This window comes from Thioalkalivibrio sp. ALE30 (assembly GCF_000377465.1).
Classification (GTDB): Bacteria; Pseudomonadota; Gammaproteobacteria; order Ectothiorhodospirales; family Ectothiorhodospiraceae; genus Thioalkalivibrio.
In genome coordinates this window covers 205,468-224,433 of sequence record NZ_KB898172.1, presented here as the reverse complement: position 1 = coordinate 224,433, position 18,966 = coordinate 205,468, and the positions used below count along the sequence as shown (strand labels likewise).

Annotated in this window: 15 protein-coding genes; 9 read left to right on the top strand and 6 right to left on the bottom strand. The window is 68.5% G+C overall.

From position 1 onward, the window contains the following. Positions 1-19: 19 nt before the first annotated feature. A complete protein-coding gene (gene mobA, locus D107_RS0108860) occupies positions 20-730 on the bottom strand; it encodes a molybdenum cofactor guanylyltransferase MobA (protein WP_018881291.1) in 711 nt (236 codons plus the stop codon). On the opposite strand from mobA, the gene D107_RS0108855 reads away from it, so the two are divergent. The 4 genes from D107_RS0108855 (at position 729) to D107_RS0108840 (ending at position 4,858) form a co-directional block, all read left to right on the top strand. Beyond that, on the top strand, positions 729-2,291 hold the full coding sequence (locus tag D107_RS0108855; RefSeq protein WP_026280781.1) for a nodulation protein NfeD: 1,563 nt from the start codon (positions 729-731) through the stop codon (positions 2,289-2,291). The two genes, mobA and D107_RS0108855, sit on opposite strands and share 2 nt — an antisense overlap. Positions 2,292-2,330: 39 nt before the next feature. Continuing rightward, positions 2,331-3,143, top strand: coding sequence for a slipin family protein (locus tag D107_RS0108850; RefSeq protein ID WP_018865717.1), 813 nt, complete (start codon positions 2,331-2,333; stop codon positions 3,141-3,143). A 3-nt stretch (positions 3,144-3,146) separates the two neighbouring features. Next, a complete protein-coding gene (xerD, locus tag D107_RS0108845) occupies positions 3,147-4,052 on the top strand; it encodes a site-specific tyrosine recombinase XerD (protein WP_018865718.1) in 906 nt (301 codons plus the stop codon). 92 nt (positions 4,053-4,144) lie between these two features. Continuing rightward, entirely contained in the window at positions 4,145-4,858 is a 714-nt protein-coding gene (locus D107_RS0108840) for a DsbC family protein (protein ID WP_018881289.1), read from the top strand. A gap of 224 nt (positions 4,859-5,082) precedes the next feature. On the opposite strand, the gene trxA is transcribed toward D107_RS0108840, so the two are convergent. After that, complete coding sequence (trxA, locus tag D107_RS0108835) at positions 5,083-5,958, bottom strand: thioredoxin (protein WP_018865720.1); 876 nt, start codon at positions 5,956-5,958, stop codon at positions 5,083-5,085. Positions 5,959-6,285: 327 nt separating this feature from the next. Here trxA and parE point away from each other — a divergent pair, with 327 nt between their 5' ends. After that, on the top strand, positions 6,286-8,172 hold the full coding sequence (gene parE / locus D107_RS0108830; RefSeq protein ID WP_018881288.1) for a DNA topoisomerase IV subunit B: 1,887 nt from the start codon (positions 6,286-6,288) through the stop codon (positions 8,170-8,172). Between the two features lie 63 nt (positions 8,173-8,235). Here parE and D107_RS0108825 read toward each other — a convergent pair whose 3' ends face one another. Both D107_RS0108825 and D107_RS0108820 read right to left on the bottom strand, forming a co-directional pair. After that, positions 8,236-9,381: a glycerate kinase gene (locus D107_RS0108825; RefSeq protein WP_231373777.1), complete on the bottom strand. Its 1,146-nt coding sequence runs from the start codon at positions 9,379-9,381 to the stop codon at positions 8,236-8,238. 284 nt (positions 9,382-9,665) lie between these two features. Then, positions 9,666-11,027 (bottom strand): GntP family permease, encoded by a 1,362-nt coding sequence (locus D107_RS0108820; RefSeq protein WP_018865726.1) that lies wholly within the window; start codon positions 11,025-11,027, stop codon positions 9,666-9,668. 94 nt (positions 11,028-11,121) lie between these two features. Here D107_RS0108820 and D107_RS0108815 point away from each other — a divergent pair, with 94 nt between their 5' ends. The 4 genes from D107_RS0108815 to putP all read left to right on the top strand — a co-directional run bounded on the left by D107_RS0108815 (position 11,122) and on the right by putP (position 17,890). Next, on the top strand, positions 11,122-11,769 hold the full coding sequence (locus tag D107_RS0108815; RefSeq protein WP_018881286.1) for a Spy/CpxP family protein refolding chaperone: 648 nt from the start codon (positions 11,122-11,124) through the stop codon (positions 11,767-11,769). A gap of 71 nt (positions 11,770-11,840) precedes the next feature. Then, on the top strand, positions 11,841-12,491 hold the full coding sequence (locus tag D107_RS0108810; RefSeq protein ID WP_018881285.1) for a cupin domain-containing protein: 651 nt from the start codon (positions 11,841-11,843) through the stop codon (positions 12,489-12,491). A 96-nt stretch (positions 12,492-12,587) separates the two neighbouring features. Continuing rightward, positions 12,588-16,283 carry a bifunctional proline dehydrogenase/L-glutamate gamma-semialdehyde dehydrogenase PutA gene (putA, locus tag D107_RS0108805; protein ID WP_018881284.1) on the top strand — a complete coding sequence of 1,232 codons (3,696 nt, stop codon included), beginning with the start codon at positions 12,588-12,590 and terminating at the stop codon, positions 16,281-16,283. A 131-nt stretch (positions 16,284-16,414) separates the two neighbouring features. Further along, complete coding sequence (gene putP, locus D107_RS0108800) at positions 16,415-17,890, top strand: sodium/proline symporter PutP (protein WP_018881283.1); 1,476 nt, start codon at positions 16,415-16,417, stop codon at positions 17,888-17,890. On the opposite strand, the gene D107_RS0108795 is transcribed toward putP, so the two are convergent. Both D107_RS0108795 and D107_RS0108790 read right to left on the bottom strand, forming a co-directional pair. Further along, the gene (locus D107_RS0108795; RefSeq protein ID WP_018865731.1) at positions 17,891-18,229 is read right to left on the bottom strand and encodes a GIY-YIG nuclease family protein; all 339 of its coding nucleotides are present in this window, start codon (positions 18,227-18,229) and stop codon (positions 17,891-17,893) included. It abuts the gene before it with no gap. A gap of 14 nt (positions 18,230-18,243) precedes the next feature. Next, positions 18,244-18,570: a DUF3634 family protein gene (locus D107_RS0108790; protein WP_018876437.1), complete on the bottom strand. Its 327-nt coding sequence runs from the start codon at positions 18,568-18,570 to the stop codon at positions 18,244-18,246. Positions 18,571-18,966 lie beyond the last annotated feature (396 nt).

Sequence of the window (18,966 nt, the reverse complement as noted above, 5' to 3'; positions counted from 1 at the left end):
GCCGGGTCGCGAGGGGCGTTCAGCCCATCAGGTCCCCGGGGGTGTTGATGTTGGCGAATGCCTCCGGCTGATCGGAGAAGTCCACCGTGATCGCGCCGATCTCGTGAAACCAGCGTCCCACCGCCAGCGAACCATGCGCGAGATCGCTCTGCAGGCGCGTCGCCACCGCGGGCTCGAGCAGGCCGAACAGGGGCTGCAGGCGGTGGCCGTCGTGGGCAATGGCGGCGGGCGCCGGGTGGGTCTCCAGGGCCTGGCGCAGGCGGTACTCCAGGTCCAGGGGCAGCGCGGGTGCGTCCACCGGCGCGCACAGGATCGCGTGGCCGGGGAAGGCCGCGAAGGCCGCGGCGATCCCGGCCAGCGGGCCGCGATAATCGGCGTGGGAATCGGTCAGGACGGGAAACCCCAGCGCTTGATAACGGTCGATATCGGTATTGCTGCTGATGGCCAGGCGCGGCGCCTGGGGGCGCAGGCGCGCGATGGCTTGTTCGATCAGGGGGCGGCCCCGATACTCGACCCAGCCCTTGTTGCGCCCGCCCATGCGCAGGCCCTGACCGCCGGCCAGTATCACGGCGGCGAGATTCTCGGGCGGGGTCTGCTTTGCCTGCGGGTCCATGCGGGTCTGCGGGTTCGGCGCGGGTCCGGCCTTTGGTTTATCGTGGTGGGCGAGTCGGCTGTCGCGTGTGCGCACGCAGTGTACGACGAATCCACCCTGACGGGAGAGGAAGCCCATGCGGGTTTCATTTGGACGCAAGGCAGGAGTGGGCGGAGGGCGCCGCTGGCGCCACCTGCTGTGGCTGACCCTCCTGGTGCTCGGGGCCGGCTGGCTGGCCGCCTCGAGCCTGGCCCAGACCGCGGATCGCCACGGCCTGTTGCTGACGGTGAATGACGCGATCGGCCCGGCCACCGGCGACTACATCCGCCGGGGGATCGAGCGGGCCGAGGCCGAGGACGCCGAGATCCTGGTCCTGATGCTGGATACCCCGGGCGGTCTGGATTCCAGCATGCGCAGCATCATCAAGAACATCCTGCAATCGGATGTGCCGGTGGTCACGTATGTCCACCCGGCGGGTTCCCGCGCGGCCAGCGCCGGCACCTACATGCTTTACGGGTCGCATGTCTCGGCCATGACCCCGGCCACCAATCTGGGATCGGCCACCCCGGTGCAGATGGGCGGCGGCGGGCTCCCGGGCATGGACCCGCCGGAGCCGGACGAGGACGCGCGCGACGATACGGAAACCGACGAGGCCAATGGCGAGGCGCGCGACGACGAAACCGACGCGGCGGATGAGCCTGCGGATGAGAATGGAGCCGCCAACGGCGAGGTCGAACCCGCCAGCGAGGAGGAACTGCTGGAGGACGACCCGGCCCCGCGCCGCGGCGGCGACGCGATGGAGCGCAAGGTGCTGGAGGACGCGGTGTCCTATATCCGCGGCCTGGCGGAACGCTACGGACGCAATGCCGACTGGGCGGAAGAGACCGTACGCGAGGGCTCTAACCTGACCGCGACCGCCGCGCTGGAGCAGAACGTCATCGACTTCGTGGCGGACAACCTGAGCGACCTGCTCGCCCAGATCGACGGGCATACCGTGCGCATGCACGACGGCGAGCGCACGCTGGCGACCGAAGGGCTGGAGATCGTGCGCATGGATCCGGACTGGCGTACCCAGTTGCTGTCCGTGATCACCAACCCGAACATCGCCTATATCCTGATGCTGCTGGGGATCTACGGCATCATCTTCGAACTGGCCAACCCGGGCGCGATCTACCCCGGCGTGATCGGTTCGATCGCGCTGATCCTGGCGTTTTTTGCGCTGCAGGTGATGCCGGTGAACTATGCGGGCCTGGCGCTGATGCTGCTGGGCATGATCTTCATGATTGCGGAGGCCTTCGTGCCCAGTTTCGGGGCGCTGGGCATAGGAGGCATCGTGGCATTCACAACCGGTTCCATCATTCTGTGGGACGACCCCAACCTGAACGTGGCCCTGCCACTGGTGATCGGCACGGCCATCGCCATCGGCATCCTGTCCGTCTGGGTGCTGGGACGGCTGTTCAGCCTGCGCGGCAAGAAGCCCGCCACCGGCTATGAAGAGATGATCGGGATGATCGGCGAGGCGCGCGAGGACTTCGATCGCAGCGGCCGGGTCTGGGTCCACAGCGAACAGTGGAACGCCGAGACCTCGGCACCGGTCCGCGAGGGACAGAAGGTGCGGGTGACCGCGATCGAAGGACTCAGGCTGCGGGTCGAACCCGTGACTGAAGAAGACACCCCGGGCACTGCCACGACCGGCTGACCGGTCGCCGCCGAGCCCATAACGCAGAAGGAGCAGGACATGAACGATCTCGGTTTCTTTGTCGTCCCGCTAGTCATCCTGGTCGCCATCATCGTGATGTCGATCAAGGTGCTGCGCGAGTACGAGCGCGGCGTCATCTTCTTCCTCGGCCGTTTTCAGTCGGTGAAGGGTCCGGGTCTGATCATCGTGATCCCGGGCATCCAGCAGATGGTGCGGATCGACCTGCGCATCATCACGCTCGACGTGCCCAGCCAGGACGTGATCTCGCAGGACAACGTGACGGTACGCGTGAACGCGGTGCTGTACTTCCGCGTGGTGGATTCCGCCAAGTCGGTGATCCAGGTCGAGGACTACTACGCCGCCACCAGCCAGCTCGCGCAGACCACGCTGCGCTCGGTGCTCGGCAAGCATGATCTGGACGAGATGCTCTCCGAGCGCGACAAGCTGAACAACGACATCCAGGAGATCCTCGATGCCCAGACCGACGCCTGGGGCATCAAGGTCACCAATGTCGAGATCAAGCATGTCGACCTGGACGACTCCATGATCCGCGCGATCGCGCGCCAGGCCGAGGCCGAGCGCGAACGCCGCGCCAAGGTGATCCACGCCGAGGGCGAACTGCAGGCGGCCGAAAAGCTGGTGCAGGCGGCGCAGCAGATGGAGGCCAGCCCCTCTTCGCTGCAACTGCGCTACATGCAGACGATGTCCGACATGTCGACCAACGGCAACGCCAACACCATCTTCTTCCCGCTGCCGCTGGAACTGACCAAGGTCTTCGAGAACCTGGCCGGCAAGTTCCGCGCGGAGAACCCGGACGCCCCGGGCAATGCCGGGAAACCTGGTGGCCAGTAACGCGTGAGCGTCGCCACGGCGGCATCTCCGGCCCTCGACCGTTTCCTGGACGAGCTCTGGGCGGTCGAGGGTCTGTCCGACCACACCCTGTCGGCCTACCGGCGCGATCTGGAGGGTCTGGCGCACTGGCTGGAACCCAGGGGGGCAAGCCTGGAATCCGCCCGTGCGGCCGATCTCCTGGGCTATGTCAGCGCCCGCATGCAGGCCGGGGCACGGCCGAAGTCCATCACCCGGGCACTGTCCAGCATCCGGCGTTTTTATCGCTATCTGGTCCACCAGGGCGAGCGCGAGGATGATCCGAGCGCCGGGATCGAGTCCCCCCGGGCCGGGCGCCCGTTGCCGGACAGCCTGTCCGAGGCCCAGGTGGAGGCCCTGCTGCGGGCCCCCGATATCGACGATGCGGTCGGGTTGCGGGATCGCGCGATGCTGGAACTGATGTATGCCACCGGACTGCGGGTCTCCGAACTGGTGGGGCTGGAGCAGTCGGAGGTGAACAGTCGGCAGGGCGTGGTGCGCATTACCGGCAAGGGCGACAAGGAACGCCTGATCCCGCTGGGCGAGGAGGCGGCCCACTGGCTGGCCCGCTATCAGCGCGAGGCACGGCCGGACCTGATGGACGGTCACCCGCCCAGCGAGGCGGTGTTCGTCACCCGGCGTGGCGGCGGGCTCACGCGTCAGGCCTTCTGGTACCGCATCAAGGCTCACGCGCGCCGTGCCGGCATCGAGTCGCCACTGTCGCCGCACACCCTGCGCCATGCATTTGCCACGCATCTGCTGGACCACGGGGCGGACCTGCGCGTGGTGCAGATGCTGCTGGGCCACAGCAGTCTGTCGACCACACAAATCTATACCCACGTCGCACGCGCCCGCCTGCAGAGCCTGCATGCGGAACATCATCCCCGCGGCTGACGTCTATTACCGGACTCCGCCAGATGGCCCGGGGATACCCCCGCGAGGCTGGTAAACTGGCGCCGCTTTTTTGTATCGACACGAGAGAATCCATGTCCCTGAAACGTGCTCTTCCCCTTGCTGCGGCCCTGGCCGTCATCAGTACCCCGCTCATGGCCACCGAGGCCATCGAGGAATACATGGCCCGGGTCATCCCGGATACCGAGATCGACAGCATCCGCGAGACGCCGATGGAAGGTGTCTTTGAGGTCCGTTACGGCACCGATATCCTCTATGTCTCCGAGGACGGGCGCTATCTGATCCAGGGCAACATGGTCGACCTGGAGACCCGCGAAAACCTGACCCAGTCCGCGCTCAGCGGCGTGCGCGCGGACATGTTCGCCGCCATTGACGACAGTGAGTTGGTGACCTACTCGCCGAACGGAGAGACCCGGGGCGTGCTGAACATCTTCACCGATCCGAACTGCCCCTACTGCCGCGAGATCCATCAGGACCTGCCGGAGTATCTGTCGGCCGGGATCAAGGTGCGTTACCTGATGTTCCCGGTGCTGGGACGTGATTCCCCGGAGATCATGGACCGTATCTGGTGCGCGGAGGATCGCGAAGAGGCGATGGACCGGGCCAAGGAAGGCGACAAGCTGAGCGATATCGACGGCAGCTGCGCCACGCCGCAGGATCAGCACATGGCCATGGGGCAGCAGCTCGGCCTGCGCGGCACCCCGGCGCTGATCACCGAGGGTGGCCAGCAGCTCTCCGGTTACCAGGAACCGCAGGCCGTGATCGAGCGCATCCTCGGCAGCAACTGATCCGGACGTCGACCGGGCCGCAGCCAGCGGCCCGGCTCGACCCACCCGGGAAGGGCCCCTTTGTGGGAGCGAGCCTGCTCGCGAATCCCCGCGCCAATCGCCGAGGGGGCTCGGCTCCTACGTGGGGCTTGCCGCGTGCTGCAGGAGGCCAGCCCTCTGGCCGACGGGGCGACGTCGAAGTCTTAGCCGTCTGCAAGGATGCTGTGACGGCAATCGGAGCCCGGTCAGTACAGCAGCGAGGCCATCTGCCGGCGGAACTGACCGACCAGCGGGTGATCGTTGCCGAGGACCTCGAACGCGGCCAGCAGGCCCTTCTGGCCGGCCCCGTCGTTGTAGGAGCGGTGCTGTTTCATCAGTTGCAGGTACAGCCCCAGCGCCTCCTCGGCGCGGCCGGACAGCATCGCGTAGGCGGCCATCTGCTCCAGTGCCTCGGGGCGCGGATCGCCTTCCTGCAGCTCCTGTGCCAGCGCCTGCGGGTCGATGCCGGCGGCCGTCTTGGCGAATACCAGGCGGGCACGCAGGGCCTTCGCCTCTTCCTTTTCGCTCTGGTCCAGCGGGAGCTTGCCGAGCTCGGCCTCGGCGGCTTCCGGGTCGCCGGCCTGGGCGAGCGCGCGGGCCAGCTCGATGCGCAGGTCGCCGTTGTCCGGGTCCTCTTCCAGCGCCGCGCGCAGCGTGGCGAGGGCGGCGTCTGTGTCTCCGGCCTGGGCCTGTTCGCGGGCCTTCTCGATCAGCTTGTCGGAGGGCTTCTCCAGGTACTGGTCGATCATCGCGCGGATGTTCGGCTCCGGCTGCACGCCCATGAACTGGTCCACCGGCTTGCCGTGACGGAAGATCATCACCGTGGGCAGGCTGCGCACACCGTACTGCTGCGCCAGGGCCTGCTGCTCGTCGCTGTTGACCTTGGCCAGGCGGAACTTGCCGGCGTACTGCGCGGCCAGTTGCTGCAGCAGCGGCATCAGCTGCTGGCAGGGCCCGCACCAGGCGGCCCAGAAATCCACCACGACCGGGCGCTTGTGGGATTCGTCCAGCACGGCCTGCTGGAAATCCTCCTGGGTCACGTCGAGGATGTCGTTGCCAGTGATGCTCGCGGCTTCTTCCATCGGAAACCTCCTGTGAAGACGGGGATACGGAATCTGTCCTGCATTGTTGGGATCGGCCCCGGGATTGCAAGCAGCCTTTCCCCCGCGGGCTTTGGTACGCTGCGCACAGTCCGGGACGAGGGGACACGCCGGTAACGAAACCCGCCACCCTCGTCATCGCGGGGCGCGCAGCGCTGTGGCGATCCATGCGTGTGGCCCCGGCGCCGGCAGGCGCGGACGTCGGGGCTTGCGTTGAGGGGTTGCTTCGTCGCTTCGCTCCTCGCAATGACGGTGCCTGTTCAGAAGGCCGGGTTCGGCAAAGGGCATGATCAATAAAGGGGTTCCTGTGTGAGCTATTCCGCATCCGATATCGAGGTCCTCGAGGGGCTGGACCCGGTGCGCAAGCGCCCGGGCATGTATACCGACACCACTCGCCCGAACCACCTCGCCCAGGAGGTGATCGACAACTCGGTGGACGAGGCGATCAGCGGCCACGCGAAGCGGATCGACGTGGTCCTGCACAAGGACGACTCGGTCTCAGTGTCGGATGACGGCCGCGGCATGCCGGTGGATCTGCACCCGCGCGAGAACCGCCCGGGGGTCGAGGTGATCCTCTCCACGCTGCATGCGGGCGGGAAGTTTTCCGACAAGAACTACCAGTTCTCCGGGGGTCTGCACGGGGTGGGCGTCTCGGTGGTCAATGCGCTGTCGCAGCAGCTCGAGGTGCAGATCAAGCGCGACGGGCGCGAGTACCGTATGGCCTTCGCCGGCGGCCACAAGACCCAGGACCTGGAGGCGGTGGGGGAGGTCGGCAAGCGCAATACCGGCACCACACTGCATTTCTGGCCGGACCCGCAGTACTTCGATTCGGCGAAGTTCTCGGTGCCAAAGCTCAAGCACATCCTGCGCGCCAAGGCCGTGCTGTGCCCGGGCCTGACGGTCACGTTCCGCGACGAGACCACCGGCGAGGCCTGCGAGTGGTGCTATCAGGCGGGGCTGCGCGACTATCTGGTGGAGGCCCTGGATGGCCTCGATCGTGTGCCGGAGGAGCCATTCATGGGCTCGGTCTCCGGGGCCACCGAGGCTGCCGACTGGGCGGTCACCTGGCTGCCAGAGGGCGGCGAGGTGGTCAGCGAAAGCTACGTAAACCTGATCCCGACGACTCAGGGTGGCACGCACGTGAACGGCCTGCGCACCGGTCTGACGGATGCCGTGCGCGAGTTCTGCGAGTTCCGCAGCCTGCTGCCGCGCGGGATCAAGCTGGCGCCGGAGGATGTCTGGGAGCGGGTCTCCAGCGTGCTGTCGTTCAAGATGCAGGACCCGCAGTTTGCCGGGCAGACCAAGGAACGCCTGTCCTCGCGCCAGGCCGCGCCGTTTGTCTCCGGCGTGGTCAAGGATGCCTTCAGCCTGTGGCTGAACCAGCACCCGCAGCAGGGCGAGCGTATCGCCGAGCTGGCGATCCAGAACGCGCAGAAGCGCAGCCGTGCCGGGCGCAAGGTGGTGCGCAAGAAGGTCACTCAGGGGCCGACCCTGCCGGGCAAGCTGGCCGACTGCGCCAGCCAGGACCTGGAGCGCACCGAGCTGTTCCTGGTCGAGGGCGACTCGGCCGGCGGCTCCGCCAAGCAGGCGCGCGACCGCGACTTTCAGGCGATCATGCCGCTGCGCGGCAAGATCCTGAATGCCTGGGAGGTCGATCCCGATCAGGTGCTGGGTTCCCAGGAGATCCATGACATCTCCGTGGCCCTGGGCGTGGACCCGGGGCAGGCCAGCCTCGACGGGCTGCGCTACGGCAAGGTCTGCATCCTGGCCGATGCGGACTCCGACGGCGCGCACATCGCCACCCTTCTGTGCGCGCTGTTCCTGAAGCACTTCCGCCCGCTGGTGGAGCGCGGGCATATCTACATCGCGATGCCGCCGCTTTATCGCGTGGACGTCGGCAAGCAGACCTTTTACGCGCTGGACGACGACGAGAAGGCCGGCGTGCTGGAACGCATCGAGGCGGAGAAGATGAAGGGCAAGGTCTCCGTGACCCGCTTCAAGGGCCTCGGCGAGATGAACCCGCTACAGCTGCGCGAAACCACCATGAACCCGGACACCCGGCGCCTGGTGCAGCTCACGCTGGACGCCGCCGACGACACCCAGCAACTGATGGACATGCTGCTCGGCAAGAAGCGCGCCTCCGAACGCCGCGCCTGGCTGGAAGGCAAGGGCCACCTGGCCGACGTCGCCGTCTGACGTCAGGCGCCCGGCCTCTCAGCTCAACGTCATCACGTACGAGCGCGTTCAGTGGGATGATGTTCAGTCCGGTCCGGATGGTGAATCTGTCGGGTGACGGGCCTCGACCAGAGTGCGGGTACGCTCGGCGATGTAGCGCGCGGGGTGGGCCAGAGCCTCGTCCAGGGTGATGCTGCCATCGCACAGGGCACGGGCATCGCTCAGGCCAAAGGCGGCCAGCTCGGCCGGGTCGCAGGCGATGGAGCCGGCCACCGCCACGACCGGCACCTGCTGCTCGCGGGCGCGGCGTACCACCTCGGCGACGACCTTGCCGTGCGAGGTTTGGCCGTCGAGCTGGCCCTCGCCAGTGATGACCAGGTCGGCCTCCCGCAGCGCGGCATCCAGTCCGATAAGCTCGGCCAGGTAGCCGGCCCCCATGCGAGCGCGACCGCCGAGGACGCAGTCCAGCGCGAAGCCGAGCCCGCCGGCGGCGCCCGCCCCCGGGGTGTCGACGGGCCGCTGCAACTGCCCCGTGGCCTCGATGGCGGCGGCCAGGCGCTCCATGTGGGCATCCATGGCCGGGATGTCCGCGGTCTTCAGGCCCTTTTGCGGTCCGAACACGGCCGCCGCGCCATGCGGCCCGGTCAGCGGGTTGTCGACGTCGTTCAGGACGGTGATGTCGACGCGGGCCAGGCGCGGGTCCAGTGTGTCGAAGTCCACCCGTTGTAGATCCGCGAGGCCCGCGGGGTGGGGCGGCAGGCGCTGCCCTTGCGCATCGAGGAAACGCACGCCCAGCGCGGCCAGCATGCCCGCGCCGCCGTCCACCGTGCCGCTGCCGCCGAGACCGATCAGCAGGTGTTCGGCGCCCGCGTCCAGGGCGGCCAGCATCAGTTCGCCGACCCCGAAGCTGTGGAGCTGCCAGGGGTCGTGGCGATCGTCGGGGATCCGGTCCAGGCCGCAGGCAGAGGCGACATCGATCACCGCGCGCCGCTCGCGATGATCGCAGCCCCAGCCAGCGCTCAAGTGGTTGCCGGTGGGGCCGGTCACGTCGGACAGGTGCCAGGCCCAGCCGAGGGTATGGCTGACCAGGCGGGCCGTGCCCTCGCCACCGTCGGCCATGGGCAGGGCGCGTACCCGGGCAGCCGGGCGGGCCGCGTGCACGCCCCGGGCCATGGCGGCCGCCACGTCCTCGGCTTCGAGGCTTCCCTTGTAGCTGTCCGGGCAGACGATGACCCGGAAATGCCCAGAGGGACGCGGACTAATCGGCACGTTCGCGCTCGAGTCGACTCTGCGCGCTGACAAGGCGCGGTGAGTAAAGTGTAGCCGAGCTACATGAGCGAGCTGCAACGCCGTCAGCGCGCAGAATCGGCCGAGCCCGTTCGGGGTTGGTGCCCCCTGTTCCCCGATGCTGCGTTGCGCCGCTTGCGGGTAGAACCACTACCCGCTGCACGATGCGCCTTGTCTCGGGAAACAGGGGGGTACCAACGCGAGCGTGCCGATTGGTCAGCGTCCCCCTAGACAAAGATCAGCCCCAGGATGTAGATGGTGATCATTGCGCTGATGCCCTGCAGCAGCGTAGCGGTGGTGAACGCCTTGTACGCGGTGGACACCTTCATGCGGCTGAACTGGGTGACCACCCAGAAGAAGCTGTCATTCGCGTGCGAGACGGTCATTGCCCCGGCACCCACGGCCATCACCGCCAGGACCATGCCCATGGTGGAATCCAGGCCCAGCGAGGCCAGCATCGGCGCGATCATGCTGGACGCGGTGACCAGTGCCACGGTGGACGAGCCCTGCGCGGATTTCAGTGCGGCCGCGATCAGGAACGGCACCAGCAGGCCCAGGCCCAGCCCGCTCAGCAGGTCGCCCAGCTGATCGCCGATCGGGGTCTCGCGCAGCACGTTGCCGAAGGCGCCGCCCGCGCCGGTGATCAGGATGATCGGCGCGGCCAGCAGGATCGCGTCCACCGTCATCTGGTGGAAGCGGTCCTTGATGCCGGCCCCCTTGATCAGCAGCAGCGCGAAGATCACGCCGATCGCCAGCGCCACCACCGGGGTGCCGAGGAAGATCAGGGCCGCGGCGAGCATGCCGGGGTCGCTATCGCGGGTGGCCAGCGCGGCCACCGAGCCGATGGAGATCAGTACGATCGGCGCCAGGATGGGCATGAAGGCGCCCAGGGTCGTCGGGCGATGCTCCAGCTTGATCTCTTCCTTCTCGATCTCCTGACCAGTCGCTTCGCTGATCGGGTCCGGTTCCAGCAGCTCGTCGTCGTTGGCCTTCGCGTAGCGGCTGGCCCACAGCCAGCCAACGGCGGCCGCCACCGCGGACACGAACAGGCCGACCAGAATCACCAGGCCCAGCGCATCGGCGATGCCGACATTGCTGGCGGCCGCGATCGGGCCGGGGGTGGGTGGCACGAAGTTGTGGGTGGCGAACAGGCCGGTGGCCAGCGCGACACTCATGGCGACCACCGAGATGCCGGCGGTCTTGGCCAGGGCATTCTTCAGCGAGTTCAGGATCACGTAGCCCGAGTCGCAGAACACCGGGATGGACACGATGTAGCCGATGATCGAGACCGTCAGGGTGGGGAAGCGGTCGGACAGCGTACGGATGATTGCCTCTGCCATGACCACGGCGGCACCGGTGCGGTCGAGGATGACCCCGATGATCGTGCCCAGCGCAATCACGATACCGATATAGCCCAGGGTGCTGCCGAAGCCGTCGTTGATGACGCTGATGGCCTCGCGCGGGGCGATGCCGCCGATGATCGCCATCACGAAGGCGGCGATCAGCAGGGCCAGGAACGGGTGCACGCGCAGTTTCGCCGTGGCGAACACCAGCGCGGCAACGACCACAATCAGTCCGATAATCAGCATGTCGCGTCCTTTCTGTTTTGGTTGTTCTGGGTGCCGCTCTGGAGTCTAGACGTCCCGTAGTGATCCCGCGCCCCGAGATCGCCAGCGATCTACAATGCGAACACTTTTCACCGTCGAGGGTTCCATCATGCATCGTATATTCCGCTTTTCCGGGTGGCTGGTTGTGGGGATTGCCCTGGCCGTTGCGGCGCCGGTTGCGGCCAATCCGTACTCCGAATTGCAGGCACGCGAGATCAAGGCACTCTCCGCGCAGGAGACCGAGGATTTGCTGGAAGGGCGGGGTATGGGCATGGCGCTGCCGGCCGAACTGCATGGCTATCCGGGGCCGATGCATGTGCTGGAGGTGGCCGACTCGCTGGAACTGACGCCCGAGCAGCGGCGCGAGACCGAGCGCCTGTTCGCGGCGATGCGGGAGCAAGCGCGTGATCTCGGCCGGCGCATCGTGGAGCGGGAGCGGGAACTGGATGCGCGCTTCGCGGAGGGCGGTATCAGCAGCGCGACCATCGAATCGCTGACCGTCGAGATCGGCGAGCTGCGTGGCCGCCTGCGCCACGTGCATCTGTCCTACCACCTGGAGATGGACGCGCTGCTCGACGCGGAGCAGAAGGCGCGCTATCAACGGGCCCGCGGCTATCAGGGTGAGTCCGGGAGCGAGTCCGGTGGCTCGCCAGGGGCGCATTCCGGGGGCAGCCATCACGACCATCACGGTCATCATCCGGGGCGCGAAGGGCACCACCACTGAGGGCCTGCTCTCCCTGTCCAGGAACTAACAGCGGGTCGCGTGTTCGACTGGGGAGATGAACGGAGCGCGCGATGGAAGCCCTGAATCTGGATCTGCAGCAGCCGGTGGTGGTGGAGACGGCCGCCATGTCGTGGAGCGGCAGCCGCGCCGAAGGCGTGGTGCGCAAGCCGCTGGAACGCGAGCTGGCGGAAGCAGGCCGCGCCACCAGCGTCGTGCAGTTCCAGCCCGGAGCCCGCTTCCCGTCGCACACCCATGCACTGGGCGAAGAGATCCTGGTACTCGACGGCGTGTTCTCTGACGAGGCCGGGGACTATCCCGCTGGCACCTACCTGCGCAACCCGCCCGGTTCCCGCCACGCGCCGCACTCGGACCCCGGCTGCACATTGTTCGTGAAGCTCGAGCAGTTCGCCCCGGAGGACCGCGACAAGGTGGTGGTGGATACCCTTTCGGCGCCGTTCCAGCCGGGCATCGGCGGGCTGCGGGTCCTGCATCTGCACAGCTTCGAGACCGAACACACCGCACTGGTGCACTGGCCGGCCGGCGAACATTTCCAGCCCCATCGGCACTGGGGCGGGGAGGAAATCCTGGTGCTGTCCGGTGAATTCATCGACGAGCACGGGCGTTACCCCGCCGGCACGTGGATTCGCAGCCCGCACCTGAGCCAGCACAATCCCTGGGTGGAACAGGAGACTCTGATCTACGTGAAGACGGGGCATCTGTGAACCTGAGGTCCCGAGGACCCCGGACGCGCCCGTCTATGCTTCCAGTCAGAGGCCGGCGCCCGGTCGAGCCAACCCCGGCACCGCAGGAGCAGGCCGATGACGCAGCCCCACACCCGCCCGCACCCGACACGCGACCCGGCGTCCGATCCCCACCGCGCCCGCATCCGTGAGGCCTACACGGCCGACGAGGCGGCCGTATTGCGGGAGTTGCGCGGCGGCATCCGGATGGATGCCGAGGCCCGCGCCCGCATCGCGGCGGAGGCCGCGCGCATCGTCGAGCGGGTACGCGCCGAGACCACGCCGTCGATGATGGAGAGCTTCCTGGCCGAGTACGGCCTGTCCACCGAGGAGGGAGTCGGCCTGATGTGCCTGGCGGAGGCGCTGCTGCGGGTGCCGGATGCCGAGACCATCGACGAGCTGATCCAGGACAAGATCGAGCCCTCCGACTGGGCGGCTCACCTCGGGCACTCGTCGTCCCCGCTGGTGAATACCTCCACCTGGGCGCTGATGCTCACCGGCAAGGTGCTGAACGACGATCCGCAGCGCCCGGCCGCCGCGCTGCGCGGCCTGATCCGGCGCGTCGGCGAGCCGCTGGTGCGCACGGCCGTCGCGCAGTCGATGAAGCTGCTCGGTCGCCAGTTCGTGCTTGGCGAGACCATCGCCCAGGGCATGCGCAATGCCCGCGAGAGGGAACGCGAGGGCTACACCTATTCCTACGACATGCTGGGCGAGGCCGCGCGCACCGATGCCGATGCCCGCCGCTATCACCAGGCCTATGCCACGGCGATCGCCGAGATCGCGAACCAGGCGCAAGGCGACGTGCGCTCCAGCCCCGGCATCTCGGTCAAGCTCTCCGCGCTGCACCCGCGCTACGAGTACACCCAGCGCGCGACGGTCATGGCGGAGCTGGTGCCGCGGGCGCAGGAGCTGGCGCGTCAGGCCGCGCGCGCCGGCATCGGGTTCAATATCGACGCCGAGGAGCAGGACCGTCTGGACCTGTCGCTGGACGTGATCGAGGCCCTGCTGGCGGACCCGGAGCTGGAGGGCTGGGACGGCTTTGGCGTGGTCGTACAGGCCTACGGCCGCCGCGCGGCCCCGGTGATCGAGGCGCTGTATGCGCTGGCGCAGCGGCTGGACCGGCGCATCATGGTGCGTCTGGTCAAGGGCGCCTACTGGGATACCGAGATCAAGCAGGCCCAGGAGCTGGGCGTGGAACGCTTCCCGGTCTTCACCCGCAAGGTCAACACGGATGTCAGCTACATCGCCTGTGCGCAGATGCTGCTGGACCGGCGCGACCGCATCTACCCGCAGTTTGCTACCCACAATGCGCACACCTGCGCGGCGGTGCTGGCGATGGCCGGCGACGCCCGTAACGGCTTCGAATTCCAGCGTCTGCACGGCATGGGGGAATCGGTGCACGCGATCGTCAAGGCGACGGCCGGCACCCGCTGCCGCATCTACGCGCCGGTGGGGGCGCACCGCGACCTGCTGGCCTATCTGGTGCGGCGCCTGCTGGAGAATGGCGCCAACAGCTCGTTCGTCAACCAGGTGGTGGACAGCAGCATCCCGCCCGCGGAGATCGCGCGCGATCCCATCGCCGACCTGGACGCGCTGGGCGACGCCGTGGCCAACCCGGCCATCCGTGACCCGGTCGATCTCTACCGGCCACAGCGACAGAACTCGCGCGGGTACCGCGTCAACGAGCCGGCCTCCATCCTGCCGCTGCTGGCCGCGCGCGAGGCGTTCGCGCAGACGCAGTGGCAGGCCGTACCCATGCTGGTGGAAGGTCACGCGGCGCAGGGCGCGCCGCGCGTTGCGGTCTCCCCCTCCGATCCCGGTGCCGTGGTCGGCGAGGTCCGCGAGGCCACGGCGGCGGAGGTCGAACAGGCGCTGGGGACGGCCCTGTCCGGGTTTGTCGATTGGTCAGCGCACCCGGTGACGGCGCGCGCCGATCTGCTGCGGGCGATCGCGGACTGCTACGAGGAACATGCCCCGGAACTGATCGCACTGGCCAATCGCGAGGCCGGCAAGACCGTCTGGGACGGCATTGCCGAGGTGCGCGAGGCGGCCGATTTCCTGCGCTACTACGCGGGCGAGGCCGAACGCCTGGGGCAGGAGGCGGAGCTGGAGCCACGCGGCGTGTTCGTCTGCATCAGTCCCTGGAATTTCCCCCTGGCGATCTTCACCGGGCAGGTCGCCGCGGCCCTGGCCATGGGCAATACCGTGGTTGCCAAACCGGCCGAGCAGACCCCGCTGATCGCCGCCCGCGCGGTGGAGCTGATGCGCGCCGCCGGTCTCCCGCAGTCGGCCCTGCAGCTGCTGCCGGGCGATGGCCCGACGGTGGGCGGGCCGCTGACCGCCGACCCGCGCATTGCCGGGGTCTGCTTTACCGGTTCCACCGAGGTCGCGCAGCGGATTCACCGCAGCCTGGCGGACAACGCCGGGCCGGGTGCGGTCCTGATCGCGGAGACCGGCGGGTTGAACGCGATGATCGTGGATAGCTCCGCGCTGACCGAGCAGGCGGTGCGCGACATCCTGGCCTCCGCCTTCCAGTCCGCCGGGCAGCGTTGCTCGGCACTGCGCATGCTCTACGTGCAGGACGAGGCCTACGACCGCCTGCTGGAGATGCTGCAGGGCGCGATGGACGCGCTGAGCATCGGCGATCCCTGGCAGCTGGCGACAGACGTCTCGCCGGTGATCGATGCCGAGGCGCAGGCGGATATCCGCGACTACCTGCGGACGCAGGAGGAGCAGGGGCGGCTGCTGAAGTCCCTGCTGGTGCCGGAGAACGGTCGCTTTGTCGCACCGTCCATCGTCCGGTTGTCCGGGATCGGCGAGCTGGAGCGCGAAGTGTTCGGGCCGGTGCTGCACGTGGCGCGCTTTCGGGCCCGCGAGCTGGATGCGGTGGTGGATGCCATCAACGCCCGCGGCTATGGCCTGACCTTCGGTCTGCATACCCGCATCGACGACCGCGTGCAGCAGGTGGTGGAACGCCTGCGTGTGGGCAACCAGTACGTCAATCGCAACCAGATCGGCGCCATCGTCGGCTCGCAGCCGTTCGGCGGCGAGGGGCTCTCCGGCACCGGGCCGAAGGCGGGCGGGCCGCTGTACCTGACGCGCTTTGCCCGTCGCACGTCCATTGCCGCGGAGCGGCCGGACCCGCCGGAGGCGGGCGCGCAGGCGGAATGGGTGGCCCCGCAGCGCCTGCAACAGGCCCTGGATGCCCTGGACGCGAGCGGCTGGGCCGAGCGTACCGACCGCATGCACGTACTGCGCGAGGCGCTGCCCGAGCGCACGGGGCTGCTGCGCAAGGCCCTGGCGGAGACCGCGGCCTTCGACACCAGCCCGCAGACGCTGCCGGGCCCGACCGGCGAGAGCAATCGTCTGCGCCTGTATCCCCGCGGCCCGGTGCTGTGCCTGGGGCCGGGTGCGGAGATCGCGCTGGCGCAGGCGGTGCAGGCGCTGGGGGCGGGCTGCCCCGTGATCATGCTGGCACCGGGGGCCGAGCGTGCGGCGCGCGCGCTGCGCGGGGAGGGCGTGCCGCTGGTCGGGATCGATGGCGCGCTGGAACCGGACGCGCTGGCCGCGCTGGAGGGGCTGGTCGCGGTGGCCGCGGCCGGCGCGAGCGACTGGACCCGAGCGCTGCGCCAGGTGCTGGCACAGCGGGACGGGCCGATTATTGCGCTGGAAACCGCCCTGATCGCGCCCGAACGCTTTGTGGTGGAGCGCCACCTGTGCATTGATACGACGGCCGCCGGCGGCAACGCCAGCCTGCTGGCGGCGGCCGACTGAGCAGAGCGTGAGGATCACGCCGCACTGACGACGCGGGGCCTCCAGGCGGCACGGCGTCCTCTACACTCGATCGAGACGCGACCGAGTACCACAACAACAAGGGCCATCGGCCTGATACGAGGAGACGCTCCATGGAGATCAACATGCCGATGCCCACCCTGGTGACCTTTGCCGCCTATCTGGCGGCCATGCTGGTCCTCGGGATCGCGGCCTACCGCACGACCACCACGCTGTCGGACTATGTGCTCGGCGGGCGCCGCCTGGGACCGGGGGTGGCCGCGCTGAGCGCCGGGGCCTCGGACATGAGCGGCTGGCTGCTGCTGGGGCTGCCCGGTGCGGTCTACGTGTCCGGCCTGTCCGAGTTGTGGATCGGGGTGGGCCTGGTGGTCGGGGCGCTGCTGAACTGGCTGTTCGTGGCCGGGCGCCTGCGCCGCTTCACCGCGCTGGCGAAGGACTCCCTGACCATCCCGGACTTCCTCGAGAACCGCTTCGAGGACCGCACGCGTATCCTGCGCGTGGTCTCCGCGATCGTGATCCTGGTGTTCTTCACCCTGTATATCTCGGCCGGGCTGGTCGGGGGCGGGCTGCTGTTCCAGAGCTCGTTCGGCATGGATTACGAGACCGCCGTGTGGGTCGGTGCCATCGTGATCATCAGCTATACCTTCCTCGGTGGCTTCCTGGCGGTCAGCTGGACCGACTTCCTGCAGGGCATCCTGATGTTCCTGACGCTCCTGGTGGTGCCGATGTTCGCGGTGGTGCTGGTCGGTGGCTGGGGCAGTGTGCAGAGCGAGGTCGTCGCTGTGGATCCGACGCATGTGCAGGTGCTGCAGGGGATGACCTTCCTCGGCATGATCTCGCTGCTGGCCTGGGGGCTGGGCTATTTCGGCCAGCCGCATATCCTGGCGCGCTTCATGGCGCTGCGCTCCGAGCGCGACGTGCCGCGCGCCACGCTGATCGGCATGACCTGGATGGTCCTCGCCCTGATCGGCGCGGTGGCCACGGGCTACATGGGGATCGCCTACTTTGCCGACGCGCCGCTGGCGGACGGCGAGACCGTGCTGATCGAGCTGATCCGCGCGCTGTTCAACCCGTGGGTGGCGGGCATCCTGATGGCGGCGATCCTCGCCGCGATCATGAGCACCATCGACTCGCAGCTGATCGTCTCCGCCAGTGCGATCACCAACGATTTCTACCGCGGCATCCTGCGCACCGAGGCGGGGGCGACCGAGCTGGTGTGGATCAGCCGTGCCGCCGTACTGGGCGTGTCGCTGGTGGCCCTGCTGCTGGCGATGGCGCCGGAGGCCGGGGTGCTGGACCTGGTGGCCTACGCCTGGGGCGGCTTTGGCGCGGCCTTTGGCCCGGTGATCATCCTCGCGCTGTACTGGTCGCGGATGACGCGCAACGGGGCGCTGGCCGGCATGGTGGTCGGCGCGGTTACCGTGATCCTCTGGAACCAGGCCGAGGGCGGGCTGTTCGACGTCTACGAGTTGCTGCCCGGCTTTATCTTCGCGACCGTGGCCATCGTCGTGGTGAGCCTGCTGACCGGCAAGCCTTCCGCCTCGGTGCAGGAGCAGTTCCGGCACTCGCGCCAGCAGCCGCTGGAGTAGTCACGTCGCCGAGGGCAGCCGGCAGATGCTGGCGGCGTGTGCCCAGTCGCGGGCGAGGGCCCGTTTTGCGGCGGGGCTGTAGCGCTTGATGCGCAGCTCCATGCGCAGCGCCTCGCCACGAGAGGCAAAAGGCCGCGCGGCGAGCAGCTGCCTGGGCCGGTGCATCCGGGTGAAACGGGCACCGCGGCCGCTGCCATGGGCCGCCATGCGGGCGGCCAGGCGCGGTGTCACCCCGGTGTAGATGCGCCCACCCGCGCATTCCAGCAGGTAGACGAACCAGGCCCCGGCGTGCTGGCCGGTCTCCTCGGGTGTGGGAGCGGGCGCGGGCGCGCAAGCCACGGGCACGGATTCGGTCAGCGCCGCTTCTTGCGGCGCTTGCGGCCTACCTTGATGCGCTGCAGGGCGTGCTGCAGTTCGGATCTGGCCTCTCGGGGTATCGAGGCCGATCCGCGCAGTTGCAGCCCCTGCTGGCGGCGCACGGCGGTCAGGCGGCCCTGCTGGATGCCGTAGCGGCGAACCACGTCCCGTACCGTGTGCTGGAACGACTTTGGCGGGTCGCCACGGCGGACCCGCGGCTGTCCGTCCTCGATCTCGATGCTGAAGATGATGCTGACCTGCCAGATCAGCACGGCACCGGCTGCCAGCAGCAGCGCGATCATCAGTAGCAGGGCCAGCAGCATGCAGGTGTCTCCTTCCTTTGCCTAAGCGGGCCGCGCGGTACGCGGTTTGCAGTCCTCGCGGCCGTCTGCCGCGTGCCCATAGTGTCGGTCCCGGGCCGCCGGAACACCACCCCCGCCTGGGCAGCATGCCGGCAACACGCAGCATGCCGATCGGGTAGAGCCGGCGATGGCACCGTGGCTGCTGGGGCAGGATGGCCCAAGCGGCGGGCGATGGGTCGCCCTGGCCGATGGCCGGGGGAGCCGGGCATGGCCCCTGCGTTTTCACTCATCCGAGCCGCGAGCCGGATCCTGGAACAGCACATCGCCGCGCCGCAGTGCCGGACCGAGGAGGTTAGCGGAGTCTAATCGTGCTTGACGGAACCGGCGCCAGCCCGGCGTTCAAGGGAGCCCATTGAT